Origin of the sequence: Nocardioides nitrophenolicus (genome assembly GCF_016907515.1) — a bacterium.
Taxonomy (GTDB): Bacteria; Actinomycetota; Actinomycetes; order Propionibacteriales; family Nocardioidaceae; genus Nocardioides; species Nocardioides nitrophenolicus.
The window spans coordinates 5,036,745-5,055,473 of the sequence record NZ_JAFBBY010000001.1; the positions used below are offsets into that span (position 1 = coordinate 5,036,745).

Below are 18,729 nucleotides of genomic sequence, written 5' to 3' on the forward strand. Positions count from 1 at the left end.
CGTGGCCGGACCGCCCAGCGCCGCGACCGGCATCGAGGTCGGCGGGCTCGCCCCCGACTTCACGCTGCGCGACCAGTTCGGCCAGGACATCACCCTGTCGTCGTACCGCGGCGTGAAGGCGGTCGCGCTGGTCTTCTACCCGTTCGCGTTCAGCGGCGTGTGCAGCGGCGAGATGCACGGCATCCGCACCCGGCTCGACGAGTTCCTCACCTTCGACACCGAGGTGCTCGCGATCTCCTGCGACCCGGTCTACGCGCTGCGCGCGTTCAGCGACGCCGACGGGCTCAACTTCGGGCTGCTCAGCGACTTCTGGCCGCACGGCGAGGTGGCGCGGGCCTACGGCGTGTTCGACGAGCGTGGGGGGAGCGCCGAGCGGTCGTCGTACGTCATCGACCGGACCGGCCGCCTCACCTGGGCGGTGCACAACCCCAAGCCCGCCGCCCGGAGCGCCGATGACCTGTTGGAAGCACTCCGCGCGGCCGCGGAGTAGCCAGTTCGGGCCGTGGTTGTAGTCACTTCGGGTCATTTTTCAACCAATTCGCCGCGATCCGTTGGCCAGACCGGAATGGCCCGCTACTGTTCTACTCGTTGAACCGCTGGTGACCCGAGACGCCAGCGGTTCAGCTCATTTTTGCCCCGGCGTCCCGCGCGCGACGCTCGGGCTGTCGTTTCGGTCCTGAAGGCCTGCTTCGGTACGCTGGCCCGGCTTCCGGGGCGTATAGCTCAGCGGTAGAGCCCCTCGCTTACAACGAGGTGGTCGGGGGTTCGATCCCCTCTGCGCCCACCGGCTCCCAAATTCTGGTGACCTGTCGTCGACAGCTGTGCCAGGGTGGCGCCATGTCGTCGCGGATGTCGCGGGCCGTGCCCGCCCTGTTGCTGTCGCTCCTCCTCCCTGCGGCCACGGTCGCGCTGGCGGCGCCGGCGCACGCCGACCGGTGGACCTACGACGACGCGGCGGGCGACGTGACGCACATGGCCGTGACCGAGACCTCGCTGTCGGTGGAGACCGCGCCGGAGCAGGCGAACGGCGACATCACCCAGGTGGTGGTCGACCACGGCCGCAAGCGGGTGACCATCCTGGTACGCACGCGGACCGCGATCACCGGTGCGTTCGGCGCGTCCGTCGACCTGCGGACCCGAGGGCACTACTTCGTGCTCACCTGGATGCGGGCGCCCGGCGTGGGCGGCGTGGAGCTGATGGACTTCAAGGCCAAGAAGGAGAAGGACATGGTCGTCAAGTGCCCCGGCCTCAAGCGCAAGCTGGTCGCCGAGCGCACCACCCTCCGGCTCTCGGTCCCGCGCTCCTGCCTCGACGACCCACGTTGGGTCCGCGTGGGGGTGTCGCTGTCGACCTTCGGCATGTTCACCGGCCAGTCGTACGACGACGACGGGCTGCGCACCGGCATGACCCTCGCCGGGACGGTCGGGGTCGAGACCGGCAGGTCGCCGAAGATCAGGCGCTGACCGCTCGACCCGCCCGCGTCGAACTCGAGGGTCGAGCTCGAGGGCGCGCGCCTTCATGAGAACCCTCTCACCGGCGGCTCATGCCTGCCTCACTCCCGCTCGGGAGAGTGCTGACGTCGGCGAGGACGTCGACGCCACCGAGCGAGGAGGAACCATGAAGAAGCCCCTGATGGTCGCGGTCAGCACCCTGGCCGGCGTGACGGCGGTCGGCGTGGCCGCCGGCGTGCTGGCCTGGCCGGCGCAGGCGAGCGACGGCGGCGGCCAGCTGGCGTTCAAGCGCGAGCAGGACACCGCCGACGTCGTCCTGGTCACCGAGGACGACGACTCCGACGGCGACGACCTGCGGGCCCGGGCCGGGGACGACGACACCCGCGCCGGCACCCACACCCGGACCCGGACCGGAGCGGGCGACGACCGGACCCGCACCCGGACCGGGGCGCGCAGCGGACGCGACCACAGCCGGACCGGCCGGGCGGTGCGGGACTGGACCAACGACGGTCCGGGCCCGAAGGTGCGGGACTGGACCAGCAACCACACCAACGACAACACCCGGCACAACACCCGCGGCTGACCATGAGCACCCCGCTGTCGTCCTGGGACTTCGCCGAGGGGGACGCGATCACCCCCGAGCTGACCGCGCTGCGGCCGCTCGGGGGTGGCTCGGCGTACCAGGCATATCTGGCCTTCGACGAGATCACCTACGGCCCGGTCGTGGTCAAGGTGGTGCGTCCCGCGGAGGTCGACGACGAGCACACCCGTGCCGGGCTGGTGCGCGAGGCGACCGCGCTCGACGTCGCGCACCACCCGGTGACCGTCCGCGGCCTGCGGTACGACGCCGACGGGCCCCGGCCCCATCTCGTGCTCGAGCACGTGGAGGGGCCCAGCCTGGCCCGGCTGATCCGGCGGTACCGGCGGCTCGCGCCACAGCAGTACCTGCCGCTCGCGGTCGACCTCGCGTCCGCGCTGCACTTCTTCCGGCACGCCGACGTGTGCCACCTCGACCTCAAGCCCAGCAACGTGATCATGGGCTCGCCGGCGCGGCTGATCGACTTCTCGGTGGCCCGGCAGGCGGCCCACGCCGCCGAGATCACCGGGCACGTCGGCACCGACGCCTACCTGGCGCCGGAGCAGGCGGCGCCCGGTGGCGCGTACGGCGTGCCCGGGTACGCGAGCGACCTCTGGGGACTGGGGACGACCCTGTTCCACGCGATCGCGGGCCGCCGGCCGTTCCGCGACGGCGATCCCGACGCCGCCGAGCCCGCCGACCGGTTCCCGCAGCTGCTCGACGCGCCGGCGGAGCTCCCGGACGACGTACCGCCGAGCGTGGCGAAGCTCGTGCATGCGCTGCTGGAGCCCGACCCGGCGGACCGGCCGCTGCCCCGCGAGGTCGCCGACGCGCTGGAGCCGGAGCTGGCCGCGCTGCCCGCGCCCCGGCTGCACTGGAAGGGCTGAGCGGACCTCGCTCAGCGCTCGAGCCGGTAGCCCATGCCGCGGACGGTGGTGATGGCGGCGGCGCCGAGCTTGCGGCGCAGGTAGCCCACGTAGACGTCGACCACGTTGGACCCGGGGTCGAAGTCGAGTCCCCAGACGTGGTCGAGGAGCTGCTCGCGGGAGAGCACCTGACCCGCGTGGCGCAGGAAGATCTCGGCGAGGGCGAACTCGCGGGCCGACAGCTCGACCTCGCGGCCCGACACGGTGGCGCGGCGGGTGCGCAGGTCGAGCACGATGCCGGCGGCGCTCAGGGCGTCGGGCCCGCCGTCACCGGACGGCGCGGCGCCGGCCTGTCGCAGCCGCAGGCGGACCCGGGCGTTGAGCTCGGCGAATCGGAACGGCTTGGCCATGTAGTCGTCCGCGCCGCCGTCGAGCGCGCTCACCGTGTCGGTGACCGAGTCTCGGGCGGTGAGCACGATGACCGGGACCCGCGAGCCCTGGGAGCGCAGCTGGTCGAGCAGCTCGAAGCCGTCGAGGCCGGGCAGCCCGATGTCGAGGACGACGAGGTCCACGTCACCGGCCAGGGCGTGGTCGAGACCGGCGTGGCCATCGGCTGCGACGGTGGTGCGGTGGCCCTCGGCGCGCAGGCCCTTGGCGACGAAGGAGGCGATCCGCTCCTCGTCCTCGACGATCAGGATGTGGGCCACGTCAGCACCTGGGTCCGCTCGGCGTCGGGACTCACCGGGCCGCGGGGAACCGGCAGCACCGCGGGGAGGTCGATCACGAACCGGGCGCCGGGACCGGTGCCCGACCGGTCGACGTACGCCGTGCCGCCGTGGGCCTGGGCGATCGCACTCACGATGGACAGGCCGAGGCCGAAGCCCTCGTCGCCCTCGGGGACGGCGGCGCGGCCGAAGCGGCCGAAGATCCGGTCCTCGTCGCCGGGCGCGACGCCTGCTCCGTCGTCGTGCACCCAGCAGCGCAGGGTCGGGCCGACCAGCGCCGCGCCGATCGCGATCCGGCCGCCGGGAGCGGTGTGCTTGACGGCGTTGTCGGCGAGGGCGAGCAGCGCCTGGGTGATGCGTTGGCCGTCGAGGACCAGCTCGGCCGGCAGCTCGGGGGATGCCTCCAGCCGCCAGCGCCGCTCGCCGAGCGCGCTGGCCTTGGTGAGCACCGTCGCGAGCAGCGCGGCCGGGTCGGTGGCGCCCGGAGCGAGGAAGTCGGGCCGGTCGCTCTTGGCGAGCACGATCAGGTCGCCGACCAGTCGCGACATCCGGTCGACCTCGTCGAGGAGCAGGGCCCGGGTCTCGGCGACCTCCTGCGGGTTGGCGGGGTCGAGCAGCTCGAGATGCCCGCGCAGCACGGTGAGCGGCGTGCGCAGCTCGTGGCCGGCGTCGTCGAGGAACTGCCGCTGTCCGGCGAAGGCGTCCTCGAGCCGGTCCAGCATCCCGTTGACGGTGCGGGTGAGCGCGGTGATGTCGTCGTTGCCGCGCTCGGGCAGCCGGCGGGACAGGTCGGTCGCGGTGATCGTGTCGGCGGTGAGGTGCAGCGTGCGGAGCGGGCGGAGCAGGCGGCCCGACACCCAGGCCGCGGCGGCGGTGACCAGGGCGGCGGACAGCAGCGCGACCAGGGTGTAGGTGCGCATCGTCTGGCCGAGCTCGGCGCGGTCCTCGGCGAGATAGGTGACCACGAGCAGCGCCCCGCGCTGGCTGCCCTGGGAGACGGGCTGCGCGGTGATCCGCACCTCGCCGCGGTCGGTGTCGAGATAGGTCGTGCCGCCGTCGGCGACCAGCGGCGCGACCGCCTCCTGGAAGGCCGGCTCGTCGACCAGCGGGTCCTCGGGGAACTGCACCAGACGGCCGTCGCCGACCCAGCCGACCAGCAGCTCGTCGTCGTCGGGGACGTTGCGGCGCAGGAATCCCTCGAGCAGGTCGCGGATGGTGGCGAAGTCGCCGGTGCGCTGCAGCGCCACGAACTCGTCGAGCTCCTGCTCGACCTCGCTCTGCAGGGTCTCGGTCAAGGCCCGGCTCTCGACCCAGTAGACGATCAGGCCCGCGCCGGCGAGGGCGACGGTGACCAGCAGCGCGACCGTCGCCGTGATCCGGGTCCGGACGGACAGCCCGGACCGTGCGGGGCCGGTGCGTGGCTCAGTCGTCGTCATCGTGCCCGCGGTCGTCCCGGTCGTCCCGGTCCTCCCGGCGGTCGTCGCGGTCATCGCCGTGCCGGTCGTCGCGGTCGTCGCGGTCGTCGTCGCGGCCGCGGCGGTCGTCGTCATCGTCATCGTCGTCGAGGTCCGGCTGCGGCGTGATCACCTCGGTGCGCGGCGTGACCGGCTCGCTCGGCGGGCTGGCCGGGGAGGTCGGGGAGGTCGGGGTGGGCTCGGTGGCCGGCGTGGTGGGCGAGCTCCCGGCCGGCGCCGGACCGAGGTCGACGGGGGTGCGGGCGGGCGGCTCGTCGGCGCCCGCGCGCACCACCGCGCCCGCGGTGAAGCCGGCCAGCACCATCAGCGCCGCGACCGGCAGCAGGATCTTCCACGCACGACTCATGACCGCATCATCCTGCCCGATCGTGGGCGGTTCGTGAGAGCCGGATGAGAGGACTCTCATCCGGTGGGTGCCCTCTTTCGGAGGCAGCGCGGGACGGGCTCTCGGGCCTAGGGTGGTGGGTGTCACATCCGTGACGCGTGCCCGAGCCCAGGAGGCCCCGCGTGTTCGTCCCGTTCAGCGTCAACGACTTCCTCGACCGCGCCGTCCAGGTGTACGGCGAGCGGGTGGGTGTCGTCGACGAGCCGACCCAGCCCGCGCCCAGCCAGGGCGAGCTGACCTACGCCCGGATCGGCGAGCTGGCCCGGCGCCAGGCCGCCCGGCTCGACGAGCTCGGCATCGGCGTCGGCGAGCGGGTCGCGGTCGTCAGCCACAACAGCAGCCGGCTGCTGACGTCCTTCTTCGGCGTGAGCGGCTGGGGCCGGGTGCTGGTGCCGGTGAACTTCCGGCTCAGCCCCGACGAGGTGCAGTACATCGTCGACCACTCGGGTGCCCGGGTGCTCTACGTCGACCCCGAGCTCGAGGAGTCGCTGGCCGGCGTGACGTGCGAGCAGAAGTACCTGCTCGGCGACGACGACGCGCTCTACGCCCCCGAGGGCGCCGAGCCCAAGGCGTGGGACCACGACGAGGGCGCGACCGCCACCATCAACTACACCTCCGGCACCACCGCCCGGCCCAAGGGCGTGCAGATCACCCACCGCAACATCTGGGTGAACGCGGTGACCTTCGGCCTGCACGCCGGCATCAGCGACCGCGACGTCTACCTCCACACGCTGCCGCAGTTCCACGCCAACGGCTGGGGGATGCCGTTCGCGATGACCGGCGTCGGCGCCCGTCACATCATCCTGCGCAAGGTCGACGGCGCCGAGATCCTGCGCCGGGTCCGCGACCACGGGGTCACCGTGATGTGCGCGGCGCCGGCGGTCGCGGCCGCGGTGCTGGAGGCCGCGCAGACCTGGGAGGGCGAGATCCCCGGGCGCGACAAGGTGCGGATCATCATGGCCGGCGCCCCGCCGCCGACCAAGACCGTCATCCGGGTCCAGGAGGAGCTGGGCTGGGAGTTCATCCAGATCTACGGCCTCACCGAGACCTCGCCGCTGCTGACCATCAACCGCACCCGCGCCGAGTGGGACGACCTCTCGGCCGAGGAGCGCGCCACCCGGCTCACCCGCGCCGGGGCGCCGGCGATCGGCGTACGGCTGGCGATCGACGAGTCGGAGGAGGGAGCCGGCGAGGTGCTGGCCCGCTCGAACGTGATCCTCGAGGGCTACTGGGAGCAGCCCGAGGAGTCGGCCGCGGCGCTGAAGGACGGCTGGTTCCACACCGGAGACGGCGGCTACCTCGGCGACGACGGCTACCTCACCATCGCCGACCGCAAGAAGGACGTGATCATCACCGGCGGCGAGAACGTCACCTCGATCGAGGTCGAGGACACCCTGTTCTCGCACCCGGCCGTCGCCGAGGTCGCGGTGATCGGCGTACCGAGCGAGAAGTGGGGCGAGACGATCAAGGCGCTCGTCGTACTGACCCCCGACACGAGCGCCGGCCTCGAGATGGAGGCCGAGCTGATCCGCTGGTGCAAGGACCGGCTGGCCGGCTACAAGGCGCCGACGTCGGTGGAGTTCCGCGACGAGCTGGCCCGGACCGCGACCGGCAAGCTGCAGAAGTTCAAGCTCCGCGCGCCCTACTGGGAGGGGCTGACCCGCCAGGTGAACTGATCGGCCGGGACGAGCGTGGCGGCCCATCCCGCGGCCTGCCACGAGGTCGCCGTCGCCTCTGCCCAGGCCGGGTCCGCCGACGCGACGACGTCGACCTCGGTGGCGACCGCGTCCGGCCGCGCCGCCGGTACGCCGAGCGGCCGGCCGCTGATCGGGTCGGTGAAGTCGGGGCCGCCGTCGACGCAGGTCACCCGGCGCAGGCCGATCCCGAGGCGGCGCTGGTGCTGGGCCAGGCTCAGCGCGGCGATGCCGGCCTCGCCGTACCCGACGACGGTGAGGTGGTCCGGCGGGTGCACGGCCGAGCCGCGGGCGTAGCGGATCGAGCGGAGCAGGTCGCGCCCGTCCTCCCAGGTCGGTACGACGACCCGCACCCCGCCGCGGGTCGCGATCCGGCTCGCCAGGGCGCCGACGGCGTCGGCGTCGGTGCGGACCGCGGGGTGCCACAGCAGGAGGGTGTCCAGGTTGGGGTGGCCGTGCACGGCCACGGGAATGCCGGGCGCCTGCTGATCCTGCATGGGACCACCGTAGGCTGAGCTCCCACAGGTCCGCGGCCCAGGAACCCGGTGTGAGACCGGGGCGGTTCCGCCACTGTGACCCCGACGCCCTCGTGGCGGCGGGCAGCCAGACACTGGCCGCGGACACACCTACCGATGAGGGGCGAGAACCCCGAGGAGGCCTTGAGCGTCATGGCGCGCATCGCACTGCTGTCCACGTCCGACACCGACCTGCTGTCCGCGCGGGCGAGCGGGGCCGACTACGGGTGGGCCAACCCGAACCGTTCGACCCTCGACGGCCTCGTCGCGCTGGCCGAGGGGAGCGACCTGGTCGTCGTCCGGCTGCTCGGCTCCCCCCAGCAGTACGACGGCGAGCTGGCCGCGCTGCGGGCCACCGGGCGTCCGCTGGTGGTGCTCGGCGGCGAGCAGACACCGAGCGCGGAGCTGATGGAGACCTCGACGGTCCCGGTCGGGCTCGCGGCCGAGGCGCACCGCTACCTGGCCGAGGGCGGCCCGCGGAACCTGGCCCAGCTGCACGCCTTCCTCTCCGACACGGTGCTGCTCACCGGTGAGGGCTTCGAGGCCCCGGAGGTGATCCCGGCCTGGGGCCTGGTCGAGCGGCCTGGTGCGATAGTCCCTGCTCAAAAGCACCGAGATGCCCCGAGAACCGGTGCTTTTGAGCAGGGACTATCGCGGGTGGGCGTCCTCTTCTACCGCGCCCACCAGGCCAGCGGGAACACCGCCTTCGTCCACGCCCTGTGCGACGCGATCGACGCGACCGGGTCGGCCGTGGGGGTGCCGATCTTCGCCGGCTCGCTGCGGGCCGCGCCCGACGAGCTGTTCACCGCGCTCGGTGAGCTCGACGCGCTGGTCGTCACCGTGCTCGCCGCGGGCGGCAGCGTCCCGGCCGGCGCGAGCGCGGGCGGCGACGACGAGACCTGGGACGTGGAGCGGATCGCCGCGCTCGACATCCCCGTGCTGCAGGGCCTGTGCCTGACCAGCAGCCGGGCCGAGTGGGACGCCTCCGACGACGGCGTCTCGCCGCTCGACTACGCCAACCAGGTGGCGATCCCCGAGTTCGACGGGCGGATCAGCACCGCGCCCTTTTCGTTCAAGGAGCTCGACGACGCGGGCCTGCCGTCGTACGTCGCCGACCCGGAGCGCGCCGCCCGGGTGGCCGGGCTCGCGGTGAACTACGCGCGGCTGCGGCGGGTGCCGAACGCCGAGAAGCGGATCGCGCTCATGCTCAGCGCCTACCCCACCAAGCACTCCCGGATCGGCAACGCGGTCGGCCTCGACACGCCCGTCTCGGCGGTGCGGCTGCTGCGCCGGTTGCGCGACGCCGGGTACGACGTCGGCGACGGCTTCGGCGTCCTCGATCTCGAGGACGACACCGAGGCCGGCGACACCCTGATCCACGCGCTCATCGCGGCCGGCGGCCAGGACGAGGAGTGGCTGACCTCCGGCCAGCTCACCGACGCGCACGTGCGGATCACCAAGGCCGAGTACGACGCCTGGACCGCAGACCTGCCCGCCGACCTGCGCGGCGACATGGTCGAGGCGTGGGGCGAGTCGCCCGGCACGCTGTTCGTCAACGACAGCGGCGAGATCGTGCTCGCCACGCTGCGGGCCGGCAACGTCGTGCTGATGATCCAGCCGCCCCGCGGCTTCGGCGAGAACCCGGTCGCGATCTACCACGACCCCGACCTGGCGCCCTCGCACCACTACCTGGCGGCGTACCGCTGGGTCGAGCACGGCTTCGGCGCGCACGCCGTCGTCCACCTCGGCAAGCACGGCTCGATGGAGTGGCTGCCGGGCAAGAACGCCGCGCTGTCGGCGTCCTGCGGCACCGACGCGGCGATCGGCAGCATGCCGCTGATCTACCCCTTCCTCGTCAACGACCCGGGCGAGGGGGCGCAGGCCAAGCGCCGCGCGCACGCCACGATCGTCGACCACCTGGTCCCGCCGATGGCGCGCGCCGAGAGCTACGGCGACATCGCGCGGCTCGAGGGCCTGCTCGAGGAGTACGACAAGATCTCCGCGATGGACCCGGCCAAGCTGGCCGCGATCCGCGGCGAGATCTGGCAGCTCATGCACGCCGCCGAGCTGCACCGTGACCTCGGCCTCGAGGAGAAGCCCGAGGACGACGACTTCGACGACTTCCTGCTCCACGTCGACGGCTGGCTGTGCGAGATCAAGGACGTCCAGATCCGCGACGGCCTGCACGTGCTCGGCCAGGCGCCCGAGGGGGAGGCACGGGTCAACCTGGTGCTCGCGATCCTGCGCGCGGCGCAGGTGTGGGGCGGGCAGTCGCACGCCGTACCAGGGCTGCGGGCCGCGCTCGGCCTCGCGCCGGAGGCGCCGACCACCGAGGTCGACCGGGTCGAGGCCGAGGCACGCGAGCTGGTCGAGGCGATGGAGAAGGCGGGTTGGGACCCCGCCCGCGTCGCCGACCTGCACGCCTCGCCCGAGGTGCGGCAGGTGCTGGCGTTCGCGGCCACCCAGGTCGTCCCGCGCCTGGCCCGGACGACGGACGAGCTCGACCACACCCTGCACGCGCTGGACGGTGGCTACGTCCCGGCCGGCCCGTCCGGCTCGCCGCTGCGGGGCCTGGTCAACGTGCTCCCGACCGGCCGCAACTTCTACACCGTCGACCCGCGCGCCGTCCCGTCCCGGCTGGCCTGGCAGACCGGTCAGGCGATGGCCGAGTCGCTGCTCGCGCGCTACGTCGAGGAGGAGGCTGCGTACCCGGAGTCGGTCGGCCTCTCCGTCTGGGGCACGTCGGCGATGCGCACGTCGGGCGACGACATCGCCGAGGTGCTCGCGCTGCTCGGCGTACGTCCGGAGTGGGACGAGGCGTCGAAGCGGGTGCACGCGCTGACCGTCATCCCGCTGGAGGAGCTCGGCCGGCCGCGGATCGACGTCACCGTGCGGATCTCCGGCTTCTTCCGCGACGCCTTCCCCCACGTGGTCGCGATGCTCGACGACGCCGTGCGGATGGTCGCCGAGCTCGACGAGCCCCTCGACCAGAACTTCGTGCGCGCCCACGCCGCCGCTGACCTGGCCGAGCACGGCGACGAGCGGCGTGCACGCACCCGGATCTTCGGCTCCAAGCCGGGCTCCTACGGCGCCGGCATCCTGCAGGCCGTCGAGTCCGGCTCGTGGCGCGACGACGCCGACCTCGCCGAGGTCTACACCGCGTGGGGCGGCTTCGCCTACGGGCGCGACCTCGACGGCGTACCGGCGGCCGACGACATGCGCGCCAACTACCGGCGGATCAAGGTCGCGGCCAAGAACATCGACACCCGCGAGCACGACATCGCCGACAGCGACGACTACTTCCAGTACCACGGCGGCATGGTCGCCACGATCCGCGCGCTGACCGGCTCGGCCCCGAAGGCGTACGTCGGCGACTCGACCACGCCGGACGCCGTCCGGACTCGCACCCTGCAGGAGGAGACCAACCGCGTCTTCCGCGCCCGCGTCGTCAACCCGCGCTGGATCGGCGCCATGCAGCGGCACGGCTACAAGGGCGCCTTCGAGCTGGCCGCGACCGTCGACTACCTGTTCGGCTTCGACGCGACCGCGGGCGTGGTGCACGACTGGATGTACGAGTCGCTGGCTCGGTCGTACGTGCTGGACGAGACCAACCAGGAGTTCCTGCGCAAGTCGAACCCGTGGGCGCTGCGGAGCATCGTCGAGCGGCTGCACGAGGCCAAGGACCGTGGGCTGTGGGAGTCGCCGGATCCCGAGGTGCTGGCGGCGCTGCAGGCCGCCTATCTCGAGGTCGAGGGCGACCTGGAGGACCGATGAGGGGCGCTCTGGGGCATGCGGTTTGGGACCAAACCGTAGCGACACGCCGTACGAGCACGTCGTTGGTGCCCAATTCCCAGCTGGTCGGACCAGTTCGATGACCGCCGCCCGAGTACGCATCCTCGGCTTCGGGATGGGGCCTCAGCACGTCACCCCGGAGGTCGCGGCGGCGCTGGGGGAGTGCGACTACGCGATCGCGGTGCAGAAGGGCGACGAGGACGCCTTGCTGGAGGCCCGGCGCGCGGTCTGCGAGGCGTACGGCGTCGAGCTGGTCGTCGTACGCGACCCGGAGCGGGACCGCTCGCCGGGCCTCGACCGGTCGGCCTACGAGGGCGCCGTGGCGGACTGGTACGCCGCCCGGCTGGCCGCGTACCGCGCGGTGCTGGACGGGCGCGGCGGGACGTGCGCCTTCCTGGTCTGGGGGGATCCGTCGCTCTACGACGGGACCATCCGGATCGTGCGCGAGCTGGACGTGCCGTTCGACGTGCTCCCCGGGGTGAGCGCGCCGCAGGTCCTGGCCGCCCGGCACCGGATCGTGCTGCACGAGGTCGGCCAGCCGGTCCACGTCACGACCGCGCGGCGACTGCGCGCGGACGTGGCCGCGCGGCAGCGGAACCTCGTCGTGATGCTGACCGCCGGCGTCGACCTCGAGGGCTTCGAGGACTGGACGATCTGGTGGGGCGCGAACCTCGGCGGCGTGGGGGAGCGGCTGGTGTCCGGGCGGGTCGGTGACGTCGTCGGCGTGATCGAGGACGCACGCGCGGCCGCGAAGGCCGAGGCCGGCTGGGTGATGGACCTGTTCCTGCTGCGCGGACCGGAGGCCTGAGGTGGGACTGCCCGAGCGCGACGTACTGCTCTGCCGTGACTGCTGCTGCGGTACGACGAAGAAGCACCCCGACGTCGACCACCGCGCCCAGCGCGACGAGATCGAGGCGCTCGACGACCCGGCGGGCCGGCGCGGTCCGCGGGTGCGGGTCCGCGTCGTCGACTGCCTCGACGAGTGCGACCGGTCGAACGTCGTCCTGGTGCGGGACTTCACCTGGTTCCCGGGCGGCCGTCGGCCCAAGGACTTCTGGCTCGGTGGTGTCCTCTCGGGTGCTGCCACCGAGGCGGTCGTCGACTGGGTGCGCGAGGGTGGCGCCGTGCCCGACGTACTGCAGCGCCACCTGTTCCGGGGGAAGCGCGGATGAGTCACAGGAGCCCCATGGGCTGCACTGGACGGGCAGTTCTGGCACTTGTCGGGCGTTGCAACGGCCGACAAGTGCAGGAATCACCTGTCGACCGGCGATTCCTGCACCCCACCCGGAGCCCCCGATGACCGGCGCGGCCCTGCTCGTCGCAGGGATGACCTCGGACGCCGGCAAGAGCGTGCTGACGACGGGGCTGTGCCGGGCGTTCGCGCGGCGCGGGATCCGGGTGGCGCCGTACAAGGCGCAGAACATGTCCAACAACTCGATGGTCGTCACCGGCCCCGACGGGCGGCCGGGGGAGATCGGGCGGGCGCAGTGGGTGCAGGCGCTCGCCGCGGGGGTGACGCCCGAGGTCGCGATGAACCCGGTGCTGCTCAAGCCCGGCAGCGACCGGCGCAGCCATGTCGTCCTGATGGGTCAGCCGGCGGGCGAGGTGTCCTCGCGCAACTGGCACGACGGCCGCGCTCATCTGGCCGAGACGGCGTTCGCCGCGTTCGACGACCTGCGCTCGCGCTTCGAGCTGGTCGTGGCCGAGGGCGCGGGGAGCCCGGCCGAGATCAACCTGCGGGCCAGCGACTACGTCAACATGGGGCTGGCGCGACACGGCGACGTGCCGACGATCGTGGTCGGCGACATCGACCGCGGGGGCTGGTTCGCCTCGGCCTACGGCACCCTGATGCTGCTCGACGGGGCCGACCAGGCGCTGATCAGGGGGTATGTCGTCAACCGCTTCCGCGGCGACGTCGACCTGCTGCGGCCGGGGCTGGCCGACCTCGAGGCGCGCTCCGGCCGCCCGACGTACGGCGTGCTGCCGTGGCATCCCGACCTGTGGCTCGACTCCGAGGATGCGCTCGACCTCGCCGGCCGGCGGGCCGAGATCGGGGCGGGGGTACGGCGGGTGGCCGTGGTCCGGCTGCCGCGGATCAGCAACTTCACCGACGTCGACGCGCTCGGCCTGGAGCCGGGGCTGGACGTGGAGTTCGTGTCCGACCCGGCGCGGCTGAGCGACGCCGACCTGGTGGTGCTGCCGGGCACGCGGGCGACGCTCGCGGATCTCTCCTGGCTGCGCGAGCGTGGGCTGGACGTGGCGATCCAGCGGCACGCCGCCGCGGGCCGACCGGTGCTCGGGATCTGCGGCGGCTGCCAGATGCTCGGGCGGGTGATCGAGGACCCTGAGGGCACCGAGGGCGCGGCCGGTGCGGTGGTCGAGGGTCTCGGGCTGCTCGACCTGACCACGCGCTTCGGCGCGGAGAAGCGGCTCGCCCTGCACGAGCCGGCCGGCTACGAGATCCATCACGGCCGGATCGCCGGAGCGACCACGGCGGGGAGCGTGACCGGGACGATGGTGCACGGCAGCCTCGAGGACGACCCGACCCGCGCGGCGTACCTGGAGCGGGCCCTGGGGGTGACCTCGGCGGCATCCTTCCCGGCGGCGCGCGCGGCCCGGCTCGACCTGCTCGGCGACCTGGTCGAGGAGCACCTCGACCTCGACGCGATCCTGGACCTGACCCGATGACGGCGACGCGGGTGCTGCTGCTCGGGGGCACCGGCGAGGCCCGCGCCCTCGCGGCCCGCCTCGTCGCCGACGGCGTCCCCGTCGTCTCGTCGCTCGCGGGGAGGGTGGCGCGACCGCGGCTGCCGGTCGGCGAGGTGCGGGTCGGCGGCTTCGGCGGGGTCTCCGGGCTGCGGGCGGCGCTGGCGGAATTCGACGTGGTGGTCGACGCGACCCATCCGTTCGCGGCGGGCATCTCCCGCAACGCCGCGGCCGCCTGCGCCGCGGCCGGCGTACCGCTGCTCCGGCTGGAGCGGCCCGGCTGGGCGGATCGCGCGACGCCGTCGTGGATCTGGGTGCGGACCCACGAGGACGCCGCGACCGTCGCCGGCGAGCTCGGCAGCCGGCCCTTTCTCACCATCGGCCGCCAGGAGCTGGCGCGCTTCGTCCCGGCACTGGCCGAGCGGCAGGTGCTGGCCCGGGTCGTCGACCCGCCCGACGTCGAGCTGCCGCCGACCTGGGAGCTGCTGACCTCGCGCGGGCCCTACACGCTGGAGCGCGAGCGGGACCTGATGGCCGACCGCGACGTGCTGGTCACCAAGGACTCCGGCGGCGAGCTAACCTGGCCCAAGATGGAAGCCGCGGCCGAGCTCGGGATCCCCGTCGTGGTCGTACGACGGGCGCCGGCGCCCGCCGGCGTGGAGACGGTCAGCGAGGTCGACGCCGTCGTCGCCTGGCTGCGCTCGCTCTGAGTGCCTGCTAGGGGGTCCGCTCGTGACCCGGCCGCCCGTGGGTGCGCCGGTCCTCCTTCATCTCCGCCTCGTAGAGGTGGCGCCGGCCCCCGACCAGCGCCTCGCGGGCCTGCCGGTCCAGGTCCCGGAACGCGGTGTAATAGCCGTCGTCGTACTCCTCGACGAGCTGGAAGGTCCACCGTCCCTGGATCACGTTGCGCCCGACCAGCTCGCGCTCGATCCGGTCGGCCAGCTCGGTGTGCCCGGCCTCGCGGAGCTGGTCGACGCCCTTGCCGAGGGTGAGGTCGGCGGTGCCGCTCAACCGGTGGAAGGCGTAGAGGTGGCCGCGGGCCACCTCCACGGCCTCCAGCGCCTCGGAGATGTTGCCGAGCGCCTCGACCGTCAGGTCGTCGACGCCGTCGGGCCGGGTGTGCTCCTCATCGATCGCCATGCATCGTCGATGCCCGCGACCGGCGAGGAGCACACGCCCGGACTTCTCAGAGCGCGGCGCGCAGCGCGTCCTCCAGCGAGGTCGCCGGGCGGCCGAGCAGCTCCTCGAGGTCGGTGGGCTCGACGTACAGCTCGCCGCGGGCCAGGCCGAGGTCGGCGTCCGCGAGGGTCGCGGCGAACGGCTCCGGCAGGCCGGCGCCGACCAGGGCCGCGGTGAGCTCGTCGGCGGGGAGGTCGGTGTAGGTGACCTCCTTGCCGAGCACCTCGCCGACGGTCGTGGCGAGCTCCTCGAGGCTGAACCCGGCGCCGCCGAGCTCGTAGACGGCCTTCGGCTGCTCGAGCAGGAGCGCGGCGGCCGCGGCCACGGCGAAGTCGGCGCGGGTGGCGGCGCTGACCCGGCCGTCGCGGGCGGCGCCGAGGACGGTGCCGTGCTCGGCGTACGTCGGGAGCTGGTCGGTGTAGTTCTCGAGATACCAGCTGTTGCGCAGGAAGGTGTGGGGCAGCCCGGACGCGAGGATCGCCTCCTCGGTGGCCCGGTGCTCGACGGCCAGCGCGAGGCCGGAGGTGTCGGCGTGCGGGATGCTCGTGTAGGCCAGGAGCCCGACGCCGGCCGACCGCGCCGCGTCGACGACGTTCTGGTGCTGGGGCAGGCGCTGGCCGACCTCGCTGCCCGAGATGAAGAGCACCCGGTCGGCGCCCGCGAAGGCGGCGGCGAGGCCCTCGGCGTCGGCGTAGTCGACCTGGCGGGTGGTGACGCCGAGGGCGGCCAGCCCGGCGAGCCGCTCCTCGTCGCGACCCAGCGCGACCACCTGGTCGGCCGGGACGCCCTGGTCGAGCAGGGCGGCGATGACGTGGCGGCCGAGGTGGCCGGTGGCTCCGGTGACGACGAGGGACATGGTGCAGCCTTTCGAACGGTGGGGGTCGTGCTTGTCGACCTCCTCAACGGGCCGTTCGGGAAGTTGCTTCCCGTTGGTTAGTACGCACTTTGAAGTAAGGTACTTGCGTGACGGAAAGTACCGACACCATCTTCGATCAGTTCCCGGGCGGGATCTTCCCCGCCGCGTGCTCGAGCCGGGTGCTGCTCGACCACGTGATGAGCAAGTGGGGTGTCCTGGTCCTGGTCTCGCTCACCGACGGGCCGCAGCGGTGGAGCGACCTGCGCCGCCGGGCGCAGGGGATCAGCGAGAAGATGCTGGCCCAGACCCTCAAGACCCTCGAGGGCGACGGGCTGGTCCATCGCGAGCAGCAGCCCGTCATGCCGCCGCGGGTCGACTACAGCCTGACCCCGCTGGGCGAGGAGCTGGCCGAGGTGATGGTGCCGCTGCTGCGCTGGGTCGGGCGCAACGCCGACGGGATCATCGGGACCTAGGGCCAAGGCGGGCGACGGCCGCGGCGACGAGCACGGCGCCGGCCCCGACCCGGCGCGCGAGGACCCGGGCCCGGTCCAGGTCGGCCCGGTCGGGCGTGGGCCCCTCGCCCATGACCGCCCGGTGCTCGACCCGGCCGCCGTAGTCGTTGGTGCCGCCGAGCCGGATCCCGAGCGCACCGGCGAAGGCGGCCTCGACCGGCCCGGCGTTCGGGCTGGGGTGGCCGGCCGCGTCGCGACGCCAGGTCCGCCAGGCCGCGCGCGGATCGGGCCCGAGCGCAGTCGCGAGCGCGGCGCACAGCCGGGAGCCGGGCAGGTTGAGCAGGTCGTCGAGCCGCGCGGCCGCCCAGCCGAACCGCTCGTGGCGGGCGCTGCGGTGGCCGACCATCGCGTCGAGGGTGTTGGCGGCGCGGTAGCCCACCAGTCCCGGTACGCCGGCCACGGCCCCCCACACGAGCGGCGCGACCACCGCGTCGGAGGTGTTCTCGGCGAGCGACTCCAAGGTGGCCCGGACCACCTCGGGCTCGTCGAGCTGCCGGGTGTCGCGGCCGACCAGATGGGTGAGCTGCAGGCGGGCGTCCGGCAGCCGGTCGGCGGCGAGGAGCCGGGAGACCGCGGCCGCCTCGCGGTCCAGGGAGGTGCCACCGAGCACCGCCCAGGTGGCGACGGCGGTGCCGAGGGTCCGGGGCAGGGTGCGCTCGGCCGCGACGCCGAGCACGACCACGCCGCCGACCAGGGCGCCGGCGTACAGCACGCCGGTGCGGCGCTCGTCGCGCCACATCCGCCGCTCCAGCACGCCGGCGACCCGGCCGAAGCCCGCGACCGGGTGGCCCCGCCGCGGATCGGCGAGGAGCCGATCCGCGGCGTACCCGAGCAGGAGTCCGGCAGCCCGCCCGGCCCTCACAGGCTCGCGGCGAGCGAGCGGCGGGCGAGGTCCGCCGCCGCGCGGTCGTGGAGCCGGCCGACCAGGAAGGTCAGGCCGACGCCGATGCTCGCCCACAACGCGGCGAGGGTGAGCAGCGAGGAGCGGCGGAAGTACCACAGCGTGTCGGCCGGGAAGTCGCCGAGCTCGTTGACCGTCGGCAGCAGCAGCGCGGCCACCGACACCACGGCGAGATAGCAGCCGGCGCCGATGAACGCGGCCGTCCAGCCGTCGTACCGCTGGCGCAGGCGGTTGGCCAGCACGACCACCGCGATGGCGGCCAGGACCGAGACCAGCAGCAGCCCGAAGTACGACGCGGTTCGACCGCCGATCGTGTCGCCGCTGCCGACCGCGGGCGGGGTGGCCGGGTACTTCGCGAACGGGACCAGCGTGACCGCGACGAACCCGATCAGCACCACCAGCGCGGTGGACCCGCGCGCGGACAGCGCGCCGAGCCGGCCGAGCACGGCCGCCGCCGCGAGCGAGGCGAGGCCGCCGAGGGCCGCGCCGATGGCGAGGGTGCCGGTCAGCAGGCCCCAGCTCTTCTGGTTCTCGCGCGAGATCTCGACCATGCCGTCCTGGCCGGCCGGCTCCTCGGCGTGCTGCTTGTCGGTGTGCGGCTGCGCGGCGGCCGACTCCTCGAGCGCGATGGCGTCGTCGACGTACGGCTCGCCGAAGGCGAACGCCACGACGAAGGCGATCAGGCCGGCGACCAGGCCCACCGCGAGTCCGCGGATCAGGAAGGCGGCCGGGCTGAGGACAGACCTGTCCCTGGGAACGGTGCCCATCGCGGGTCAGTGGCAGGGGTAGCCGAGGAGGTGGCGGGCGTCGTGCACCCACTCGTGCACGGCGTTGCCGGCGGGGAGCGAGATCGCACCCTGGTCGGCGCTCACGAAGAAGATCGCCAGCATGGCGAGCAGGCCGAAGAAGACGACCCAGGTGCCGAGCTGCAGCAGCGGGACGACCGGGACCTGGACGGCCGGCGCGGCGATGGGGGTGGCAGTGGACTGCGACATGGTGCCTCCTCAGGGATTCAGCGTCCCTGGTCAATGGGTGTGAGGTGTGTGCAGGCACTCGTTCCTGACTTCACCGCACCCGACCCCTGGTGTTGCTGG

At 73.5% G+C, this 18,729-nt stretch carries 20 protein-coding genes, 1 tRNA gene and 1 riboswitch; of the genes, 12 read left to right on the forward strand and 9 right to left on the reverse strand.

Features of this window, described 5'->3' with window-relative positions:
• Position 1: 1 nt before the first annotated feature.
• The 5 genes from JOD66_RS24230 to JOD66_RS24250 all read left to right on the forward strand — a co-directional run bounded on the left by JOD66_RS24230 (position 2) and on the right by JOD66_RS24250 (position 2,916).
• Positions 2–490: a peroxiredoxin gene (locus JOD66_RS24230; RefSeq protein WP_204839353.1), complete on the forward strand. Its 489-nt coding sequence runs from the start codon at positions 2–4 to the stop codon at positions 488–490.
• A gap of 222 nt (positions 491–712) precedes the next feature.
• A tRNA-Val gene (locus JOD66_RS24235) sits at positions 713–784 on the forward strand.
• Positions 785–837: 53 nt separating this feature from the next.
• A complete protein-coding gene (locus JOD66_RS24240) occupies positions 838–1,464 on the forward strand; it encodes a hypothetical protein (protein ID WP_204839354.1) in 627 nt (208 codons plus the stop codon).
• 154 nt (positions 1,465–1,618) lie between these two features.
• On the forward strand, positions 1,619–2,035 hold the full coding sequence (locus JOD66_RS24245) for a hypothetical protein (protein WP_204839355.1): 417 nt from the start codon (positions 1,619–1,621) through the stop codon (positions 2,033–2,035).
• 2 nt (positions 2,036–2,037) lie between these two features.
• Positions 2,038–2,916 carry a serine/threonine-protein kinase gene (locus JOD66_RS24250; protein WP_204839356.1) on the forward strand — a complete coding sequence of 293 codons (879 nt, stop codon included), beginning with the start codon at positions 2,038–2,040 and terminating at the stop codon, positions 2,914–2,916.
• An 11-nt stretch (positions 2,917–2,927) separates the two neighbouring features.
• On the opposite strand, the gene JOD66_RS24255 is transcribed toward JOD66_RS24250, so the two are convergent.
• The 3 genes from JOD66_RS24255 to JOD66_RS28765 are packed head-to-tail and all read right to left on the reverse strand — an operon-like array spanning position 2,928 to position 5,441.
• Positions 2,928–3,602 carry a response regulator transcription factor gene (locus tag JOD66_RS24255; protein WP_204839357.1) on the reverse strand — a complete coding sequence of 225 codons (675 nt, stop codon included), beginning with the start codon at positions 3,600–3,602 and terminating at the stop codon, positions 2,928–2,930.
• Positions 3,587–5,110 carry a sensor histidine kinase gene (locus JOD66_RS24260; protein ID WP_239547025.1) on the reverse strand — a complete coding sequence of 508 codons (1,524 nt, stop codon included), beginning with the start codon at positions 5,108–5,110 and terminating at the stop codon, positions 3,587–3,589. The genes JOD66_RS24255 and JOD66_RS24260 overlap by 16 nt, the downstream gene beginning before the upstream one ends.
• Entirely contained in the window at positions 5,043–5,441 is a 399-nt protein-coding gene (locus JOD66_RS28765) for a hypothetical protein (protein ID WP_239545423.1), read from the reverse strand. Before JOD66_RS28765 ends, JOD66_RS24260 begins: the two co-directional genes overlap by 68 nt.
• A gap of 161 nt (positions 5,442–5,602) precedes the next feature.
• On the opposite strand from JOD66_RS28765, the gene JOD66_RS24265 reads away from it, so the two are divergent.
• Complete coding sequence (locus JOD66_RS24265) at positions 5,603–7,156, forward strand: AMP-binding protein (protein ID WP_204839359.1); 1,554 nt, start codon at positions 5,603–5,605, stop codon at positions 7,154–7,156.
• Here the strand turns inward: JOD66_RS24265 and JOD66_RS24270 are convergent.
• Positions 7,123–7,671 (reverse strand): hypothetical protein, encoded by a 549-nt coding sequence (locus tag JOD66_RS24270; protein ID WP_204839360.1) that lies wholly within the window; start codon positions 7,669–7,671, stop codon positions 7,123–7,125. The genes JOD66_RS24265 and JOD66_RS24270 overlap by 34 nt on opposite strands.
• A 16-nt stretch (positions 7,672–7,687) precedes the next feature.
• Positions 7,688–7,807, forward strand: a riboswitch (cobalamin riboswitch).
• Positions 7,808–7,842: 35 nt separating this feature from the next.
• Here JOD66_RS24270 and cobN point away from each other — a divergent pair.
• From cobN to JOD66_RS24295, 5 genes are all read left to right on the forward strand, one after another.
• Positions 7,843–11,463, forward strand: a complete 3,621-nt coding sequence (gene cobN / locus JOD66_RS24275) for a cobaltochelatase subunit CobN (protein WP_239545425.1) — start codon at positions 7,843–7,845, stop codon at positions 11,461–11,463.
• Positions 11,464–11,560: 97 nt separating this feature from the next.
• Complete coding sequence (locus JOD66_RS24280) at positions 11,561–12,289, forward strand: SAM-dependent methyltransferase (protein WP_204839362.1); 729 nt, start codon at positions 11,561–11,563, stop codon at positions 12,287–12,289.
• Between the two features lies 1 nt (position 12,290).
• Entirely contained in the window at positions 12,291–12,653 is a 363-nt protein-coding gene (locus JOD66_RS24285) for a hypothetical protein (protein ID WP_204839363.1), read from the forward strand.
• Between the two features lie 124 nt (positions 12,654–12,777).
• Positions 12,778–14,169, forward strand: a complete 1,392-nt coding sequence (locus JOD66_RS24290) for a cobyric acid synthase (RefSeq protein WP_204839364.1) — start codon at positions 12,778–12,780, stop codon at positions 14,167–14,169.
• Positions 14,166–14,897, forward strand: a complete 732-nt coding sequence (locus JOD66_RS24295) for a cobalt-precorrin-6A reductase (RefSeq protein WP_204839365.1) — start codon at positions 14,166–14,168, stop codon at positions 14,895–14,897. Before JOD66_RS24290 ends, JOD66_RS24295 begins: the two co-directional genes overlap by 4 nt.
• Before the next feature lie 7 nt (positions 14,898–14,904).
• On the opposite strand, the gene JOD66_RS24300 is transcribed toward JOD66_RS24295, so the two are convergent.
• Together JOD66_RS24300 and JOD66_RS24305 are read right to left on the reverse strand one after the other, a co-directional pair.
• Positions 14,905–15,327 (reverse strand): hypothetical protein, encoded by a 423-nt coding sequence (locus JOD66_RS24300; RefSeq protein ID WP_204839366.1) that lies wholly within the window; start codon positions 15,325–15,327, stop codon positions 14,905–14,907.
• 46 nt (positions 15,328–15,373) lie between these two features.
• Positions 15,374–16,222, reverse strand: a complete 849-nt coding sequence (locus tag JOD66_RS24305) for an SDR family oxidoreductase (RefSeq protein ID WP_204839367.1) — start codon at positions 16,220–16,222, stop codon at positions 15,374–15,376.
• A 107-nt stretch (positions 16,223–16,329) separates the two neighbouring features.
• On the opposite strand from JOD66_RS24305, the gene JOD66_RS24310 reads away from it, so the two are divergent.
• The gene (locus JOD66_RS24310; protein WP_307823696.1) at positions 16,330–16,695 is read left to right on the forward strand and encodes a winged helix-turn-helix transcriptional regulator; all 366 of its coding nucleotides are present in this window, start codon (positions 16,330–16,332) and stop codon (positions 16,693–16,695) included.
• Here the strand turns inward: JOD66_RS24310 and JOD66_RS24315 are convergent.
• From JOD66_RS24315 to JOD66_RS24325, 3 genes are read right to left on the reverse strand one after another with little or no spacing between them, the layout of a single operon-like run.
• Positions 16,682–17,596 carry a cobalamin biosynthesis protein gene (locus JOD66_RS24315; RefSeq protein ID WP_204839368.1) on the reverse strand — a complete coding sequence of 305 codons (915 nt, stop codon included), beginning with the start codon at positions 17,594–17,596 and terminating at the stop codon, positions 16,682–16,684. The genes JOD66_RS24310 and JOD66_RS24315 overlap by 14 nt on opposite strands.
• Positions 17,593–18,402, reverse strand: a complete 810-nt coding sequence (locus JOD66_RS24320; protein WP_204839369.1) for a CbtA family protein — start codon at positions 18,400–18,402, stop codon at positions 17,593–17,595. The genes JOD66_RS24315 and JOD66_RS24320 overlap by 4 nt, the downstream gene beginning before the upstream one ends.
• A 6-nt stretch (positions 18,403–18,408) precedes the next feature.
• Positions 18,409–18,630, reverse strand: a complete 222-nt coding sequence (locus tag JOD66_RS24325) for a CbtB-domain containing protein (protein ID WP_179725438.1) — start codon at positions 18,628–18,630, stop codon at positions 18,409–18,411.
• Positions 18,631–18,729: the final 99 nt, after the last annotated feature.